The sequence below is a fragment of the Cognatilysobacter segetis genome (assembly GCF_004359965.1).
GTDB classification, from domain to species: domain Bacteria; phylum Pseudomonadota; class Gammaproteobacteria; order Xanthomonadales; family Xanthomonadaceae; genus Cognatilysobacter; species Cognatilysobacter segetis.
Map to the genome: position 1 here is coordinate 1 of NZ_SMRQ01000094.1, position 5911 is coordinate 5911.

At 71.3% G+C, this 5911-nt stretch carries 7 protein-coding genes; 3 read left to right on the forward strand and 4 right to left on the reverse strand.

Annotated elements, in window-relative coordinates:
- The 3 genes from rluB to E4F61_RS13735 all read right to left on the reverse strand — a co-directional run.
- Window positions 1–1538: 23S rRNA pseudouridine(2605) synthase RluB (gene rluB, locus E4F61_RS13725; RefSeq protein WP_133480186.1), on the reverse strand; the 1538-nt coding region annotated here is incomplete at its 3' end.
- Window positions 1531–2532 carry an SMC-Scp complex subunit ScpB gene (gene scpB / locus E4F61_RS13730; protein ID WP_133480187.1) on the reverse strand — a complete coding sequence of 334 codons (1002 nt, stop codon included), beginning with the start codon at window positions 2530–2532 and terminating at the stop codon, window positions 1531–1533. The genes scpB and rluB, both read right to left, overlap by 8 nt.
- A gap of 89 nt (window positions 2533–2621) precedes the next feature.
- A complete protein-coding gene (locus E4F61_RS13735; protein WP_133480188.1) occupies window positions 2622–3536 on the reverse strand; it encodes a segregation and condensation protein A in 915 nt (304 codons plus the stop codon).
- A gap of 277 nt (window positions 3537–3813) precedes the next feature.
- On the opposite strand from E4F61_RS13735, the gene E4F61_RS13740 reads away from it, so the two are divergent.
- Complete coding sequence (locus E4F61_RS13740; RefSeq protein WP_133480189.1) at window positions 3814–4113, forward strand: YciI family protein; 300 nt, start codon at window positions 3814–3816, stop codon at window positions 4111–4113.
- Window positions 4114–4142: 29 nt separating this feature from the next.
- Entirely contained in the window at window positions 4143–4394 is a 252-nt protein-coding gene (locus tag E4F61_RS13745; RefSeq protein ID WP_133480191.1) for a BolA family protein, read from the forward strand.
- 11 nt (window positions 4395–4405) lie between these two features.
- On the opposite strand, the gene E4F61_RS13750 is transcribed toward E4F61_RS13745, so the two are convergent.
- Window positions 4406–5155 (reverse strand): 6-phosphogluconolactonase, encoded by a 750-nt coding sequence (locus tag E4F61_RS13750; protein WP_133480190.1) that lies wholly within the window; start codon window positions 5153–5155, stop codon window positions 4406–4408.
- Between the two features lie 157 nt (window positions 5156–5312).
- On the opposite strand from E4F61_RS13750, the gene E4F61_RS13755 reads away from it, so the two are divergent.
- The coding region (locus E4F61_RS13755; RefSeq protein ID WP_162301502.1) for a chromosome segregation SMC family protein at window positions 5313–5911 on the forward strand (599 nt) is incomplete at its 3' end.

The following is a 5911-nucleotide window of genomic DNA, read 5'->3' on the forward strand; positions in this document are numbered from 1 at the left end:
GGCGCACCGCCGCCCGGACGACCGCCCGGACCGCCCTGCGGACGCGGGCCACGCGGACGGTCGTAACCGCCGGCGCCCGGATTCGCGTGATCCGACGGGAAGCTCGGCGCATTGCCGGGATGACCGTACGGCCGCGGCGCGCCCGGCTTGCCACCGGGCTTGCGCGCGCCGCCGCCGGCCCCGTACGGGCCGCCACCACCGCCACCGCCACCGCTGCGCTCACCGCCGTAGCCGCCGCCACCGCCCGAACGCTCGCCACCGAAACCGCCGGGGCGACCGCCGCCGCCCGGGCGACCGCCGCCACCGGGGCGCGCACCCGCCGGCTTGCCGCCGAACGGCGTGCGCGCACGACCGTCGGGATTGCGGTGACCCGAGGGGCCCGTCTCCACGCCGTCCGGCACGTACCAGGTACGGAACGCCGCCGGGTTGCCTTCCGGCAGCGCGCGCGAACCCTTGTCCGGGCGCTGCTTGAACGGCTTGTTCGCCTGCTTGGCCGCCATCTCGCCGGTCACCGTGAGGCCGCCCGGCTTGCGCGGGCCGCCGCGCCCACGGCCGCGATCCTCGCGCACGTGGTCGAAGCGGCGCAGCTCGCGGCCTTCGTCCGCCGTGTTGTGCCCGCCGACATAACCGCCCTGGCTGCGCTCGCCACCGAAATGGATCGTCGCCTTCGCGGCGCGGCGCTGGCCGATCACCGGCTGCAGCGTCAGTGCCGACGGCGCGCCGTCCTCGAGGCCGAGGTCACGGCGCAGGTTTTCCACGCGCGCGGTCGGCAGTTCCTGCGACTGGCCACGCAGCAGCTCGCGCGGCAGCTCGACGCCGCCGTAGCGCACGCGCTTGAGCCGGCTGACCTGGCAACCCTGCGATTCCCACAGGCGGCGCACTTCGCGGTTGCGGCCTTCCTTCACCACCACGCGGTACCAGTCGTGCGACTCGCTGCCGCCGATCTTCTCGATCTCGTCGAACTTCGCCGGACCGTCGTCGAGCTGCACGCCCTTCGCCAGTCGCTCGATGATCGCGTCGTCGACCGTCTCGGCACCTTCCGGCGCACGCACGCGGCAGACGTACTCACGCTCGACTTCCTTCGACGGGTGCATCAGCGCGTTGGCCAGCTCGCCGTCGGTGGTGAGCAGCAGCAAGCCCGTGGTGTTGATGTCCAGGCGGCCGATCGCGATCCAGCGCGATCCCTTCAGTGGCGGCAGCGCCTCGAAGATCGTCGGGCGGCCTTCGGGATCCTCGCGCGTGGTCACTTCGCCTTCGGGCTTGTTGTACATCAGCACGCGCGGCGGCTCGGTCAGCGCGGTCGCCACGAACTGGCGACCGTCGATGTCCACCTTGTCGCCGCTGCCGACGCTCTGGCCGACCTGCGCGACCTCGCCGTTGACCTTGACCAGGCCGTCGGCGATCCGCTGTTCCAGCGCGCGGCGCGAGCCGAGTCCGGCCTGTGCGAGCACCTTGTGCAGTCGTTCTTCCATGCGCGCCGCGGGGGCGGCGGGTTGTTCGCGCCGCAGCGTGAGCTTGCGGTTCTTTTCGTCACTCATCTTTGTTTGACTCCGCCGCATCGCTCGATGCGGTCGTCATGTCGGGAACGGTCGTCGTCTCGACGGCGTTGTCTTGCTCGCGGTCGTTCTCGTCTGCCGCGCGCATCCCCGGCGCGGCTTCGGGATCGACGTCGCCATCGGCGGCGTCGTGCATTTCGTTCGGTGTGTCGCTTTCGTCGGTTTCGTCGTCCTCGAAGACGACGGGGCGCTCGGCGCGGAAGTCGAGGTCGCTGTCGGCGTCCTCGTCCTGCGCGTCGCCCGCCTGTTCGTCGAGCCCGTCGGCCGCGATCACCGTGGCGGACGTCGCGGGCGCCGTCGGCGCATCCGCCGCGTCGCCGTCCGCGTCGCCCGACGTTTCGTCGTTGGCCGCCGCATCCGTCGAGTCGGCGTCGCCTTCGACGCCGCCGACGGCGATCTTCGGCGCCACGCCGCTGGCCTCGTCGAAGGCGAGCTGCGGCTCCAGTTCGCCGATGTCCTTCAGTTCCGACAGCGGCGGCAACTCGTCCAGGCGCTTGAGGCCGAAGTAGTCGAGGAAGACCTTGGTGGTGCCGAACAGGGCGGGGCGCCCGGGCACGTCACGATGGCCGACCACGCGGATCCACTCGCGTTCCTCGAGCGCCTTGATGATGTTGCTGCTGACGGTGACGCCGCGCACCTGCTCGATCTCGCCGCGCGTGATCGGCTGGCGGTAGGCGATCAGCGCGAGCGTTTCGAGCGTGGCTCGCGTGTAGCGCGTCTGGCGCTCCGTCCAGAGGCGCGAGATCCAGCCGTGCACCTCCGCCTTGACCTGGTAGCGGAAGCCGGTCGCGACTTCCACGAGTTCGACGCCCCGCGTCTCGCACTCGGCCTGCAGCTGCGCGAGCGCGGCTTCGATCGACCCGGCGGGCGGCGGCTGGTCGTCCGGAAACAGCTCGCGCAGCTGCGCGACGGCGAGCGGCTGGCTCGCGGCGAGCAGCGCGGCTTCGACGATCCGATTGATCAGCGTCTGGTCCATGATCGAATCCACTGGTTCCACGTTCCGGAGGCCATCGCCTCCGCCTGTCCCGGCGACCGCCATCGCGGCGGCCGATTCCCCGTCCTGCGTCATGCGGCGTCGTTGGCCGCGTCGTCGAACTCACTGGAGAGCTCGATCTCGTTCGCGTCCTTCATCAGCGCGAGCGACTTCACGTAGATCGGCGCGAACGGCGCGTCCTGCACGATCTCGACCAGCTGTTCCTTCGCGAGCGTGAGCATGCCGAGGAACGTCACCACCACGCCGAGGCGGCCCTCGTTCGCGTCGAACAGCGATTCGAAGCGATGGAAGCCGCCGTCGGAGAGCCGCTCCAGCAGCTCGCCCATGCGCTGGCGCACGCTCAGCGCGTCACGCTTGATCGCATGCTGCGTGAACAACTCGGCGCGCTTGAGCACGTCGCGCAGGGCCAGCAGCATCTCCTTGAGGTCCACCGGCGGGGGCAGCCGCACCACGGCGCGCTCCGGCACGTGGGCCTGCACCAGCGCGGTGTCGCGCTCCAGGCGGGGCAGGGCGTCGATGTCCTCCGCCGCCTTCTTGAACCGCTCGTATTCCTGGAGGCGCCGCACCAGTTCCGCGCGCGGATCCTCTTCCTCGCCTTCCTCGTTCGTCACGCGCGGCAGCAGCATGCGCGATTTGATCTCGGCCAGTATCGCGGCCATCACGAGGTAGTCCGCCGCCAGCTCGAAGCGCATCTCGTGCATGCCGGCGATGTAGTCGACGTACTGCTTGGTGATGTCGGCGACCGGGATGTCGAGGATGTCCAGGTTCTGCCGGCGGATCAGGTACAGCAGCAGGTCGAGCGGGCCTTCGAACGCGTCGAGGATGACTTCCAGCGCGTCCGGCGGGATGTAGAGATCCTGCGGGATCTGCAGGACCGGCTGGCCGTGCACCACCGCCAGCGGCATCTCCTGCTGCTGCGGATGGCTCGGCGGTGCCGGGCTTGCCGGATTGTCCTCGGTCGCCTGCGGCGCGAGATCGTCGGTCATTCGGGACCGGCCCCTCCGGGCCTGGCACAGCACACTGCGGAGCGGGCGGCCACGGCCGGCCCTTCGATGATGCGGACTGCGGAAGTGATGCGGACGGCGCCTGCCGGAGCGGCGGTCGGTCTCGCGATCGGATGCCGGGCGTGGGAGCCTAGGCTCCGCGGCGGCTGTCGCCTGCCGGGCAGGTCGACGGATGCGGCTAGCGTACGGGGCGGGGCGCACGCTGTCCAGCCAAGCCACCCACGGCCGCTAGAATCGCGTTTTCGGCCGGAGAAGCCCCATGTGGTACGTGATCGACGCGCGTGATGCCCCCGATTCGCTGGCGCGCCGGCTCGAAGCCCGCCCGCGGCACCTCGAACGGTTGAACGCGCTCCGCGATGCCGGCCGGCTCCTGCTGGCAGGTCCCTGTCCCGCGATCGACGCGGAGGATCCCGGCCCGGCGGGCTTCAGCGGCAGCCTCGTCGTTGCCGAGTTCGAATCGATCGAGGCGGCGCGCGCGTGGGCCGAGGCCGATCCGTACCGCGAAGCCGGGGTGTACGCCTCGCTGGACGTACGCCCGTTCCGCAAAGTGCTGCCGTGACGCCCGGCGAGCGGGCCGAGGCGATCCGCATGGCGCTCATGGCGGCCTTCGACCCGGTCGAGCTCGAGGTCGAGGACGAAAGCCATCGCCACGCGGGTCACGTCGGGGCTCGCGACGGGCGGGGGCATTTCCGCGTCCGGATCCGCAGCGACCGGTTCGTCGGCATGCCGCCGCTCGCGCGGCATCGCGCCGTCTACGCGGCGCTCGGCCCGCTGATGACCACCGATATCCATGCGCTTTCCATCGACGCGCAGCCGCCGGAAGGCACCGCCGCCGGCTGAGCGGCCCCGGCTTACGGGCACCAGTGCACGCCGAACGCCGGCCCGCCGGCCAGCCGGACCGCGGCGAGCGACGTGGTCGGCTCCGTCGCGGCCATCGCGGCATCGAAATGACGCCGCTGCGCCTCGCCGCGCAGCAGCAGGATTCGCGACTGTCCACGCGACAGCCCCAGCGGCGTCGCGGTGATGCGGCGCCACCAGGGCTCGGCGGTCGGGCAGAACGTCGCGTCGAGGCTGATGTAGTCCTGCCGCGACGCCAGCGCCCGCGCGAAGTCGGACGACTCCGGAAACAGCGCGGCCACGTGACCGTCGTCGCCCATGGACAGCACCACGACGTTGGGCGCCTGCCGCGCATGCGCGTTGGCGATCGCCACCGCGTCCTCGAGGCGCCGGCCCGCCAGCGTCAGCGGTTCGAGCCGCGCGGCCGCGGCGCGGTCGACCAGCAGGTGCCGCCGCACCGCCGCCGCGTGGCTGTCCGGATCGTCGGGATGGAGCCAGCGTTCGTCGACCAGCCCGACGTCCACGCGCTCCCAGTCCAGCGGCGCGCGCGCCAGGGCGCGCAGCACCGGCGCCATGGACTCGCTCGGCGACAGCAGCAGGCGCGACCGCGGCCGTTGCTGGAGGTCGCGCCGGAGTTCGCCCGCGATCATTACCGCCGCGGCCCAGGTCCAGACGTGGGTATCGCGGTGCAGGTAGAGCTGCGCGCCCGCCGGGAGCGTCCGATGTTCCGTGGCGGGCACTCCGGGCGGGATGCCGAAGACCATGCCGGGATCATGACGGCTCGACGCCGCCGGCGCACCCGTTGGGCGGCCCGGCCGGCCGGCGCGGCGTCGCACCGCCGCTATACTCGCGGGCCGCGCGCCGGCCCACCGGCCGGCGCCCTCCGCGAGCCCTGCGCCGCACCCGAGGTCGCTCCGCCGAATGCGTCTTTCCACGATCAAGCTGTCGGGCTTCAAGTCGTTCGTCGACCCGACCACCGTCCATCTGTCCGGCAACATGACGGGCGTCGTCGGCCCCAACGGCTGCGGCAAGTCGAACATCATCGACGCCGTGCGCTGGGTGATGGGCGAGAGCTCGGCCAGCCGCCTGCGCGGCGATTCGCTGACCGACGTGATCTTCGCGGGCTCGTCGGCGCGCAAGCCGGTGTCGCAGGCGATGGTCGAGCTGATCTTCGACAACTCCGACCACACGATCACCGGCGAGTACGCCGCGTTCAACGAGATCTCGATCAAGCGCGTGGTCTCGCGCGACGGCCAGAGCCAGTACTACCTCAACGGCACGAAGTGCCGCCGCCGCGACATCACCGACCTGTTCCTCGGCACCGGCATCGGCCCGCGCAGCTACTCGATCATCGAGCAGGGCATGATCAGCCAGGTCATCGACGCCAAGCCCGAGGACCTGCGCATGTACCTGGAGGAGGCCGCCGGAATCTCCAAGTACAAGGAACGCCGCAAGGAAACGGAAACGCGCATTCGCCACACGCGCGAGAACCTCGACCGCCTGAACGACCTCCGCGAGGA

Bases quoted from the DNA above. Each gene is read 5' to 3' on its own strand.
- E4F61_RS13735 (WP_133480188.1), bottom strand. From the start codon at position 3,536: ATGACCGACGATCTCGCGCCGCAGGCGACCGAGGACAATCCGGCAAGC.
- scpB (WP_133480187.1), bottom strand. From the start codon at position 2,532: ATGGACCAGACGCTGATCAATCGGATCGTCGAAGCCGCGCTGCTCGCC.
- E4F61_RS13745 (WP_133480191.1), top strand. From the start codon at position 4,143: ATGGCGCTCATGGCGGCCTTCGACCCGGTCGAGCTCGAGGTCGAGGAC.
- E4F61_RS13740 (WP_133480189.1), top strand. From the start codon at position 3,814: ATGTGGTACGTGATCGACGCGCGTGATGCCCCCGATTCGCTGGCGCGC.
- E4F61_RS13750 (WP_133480190.1), bottom strand. From the start codon at position 5,155: ATGGTCTTCGGCATCCCGCCCGGAGTGCCCGCCACGGAACATCGGACG.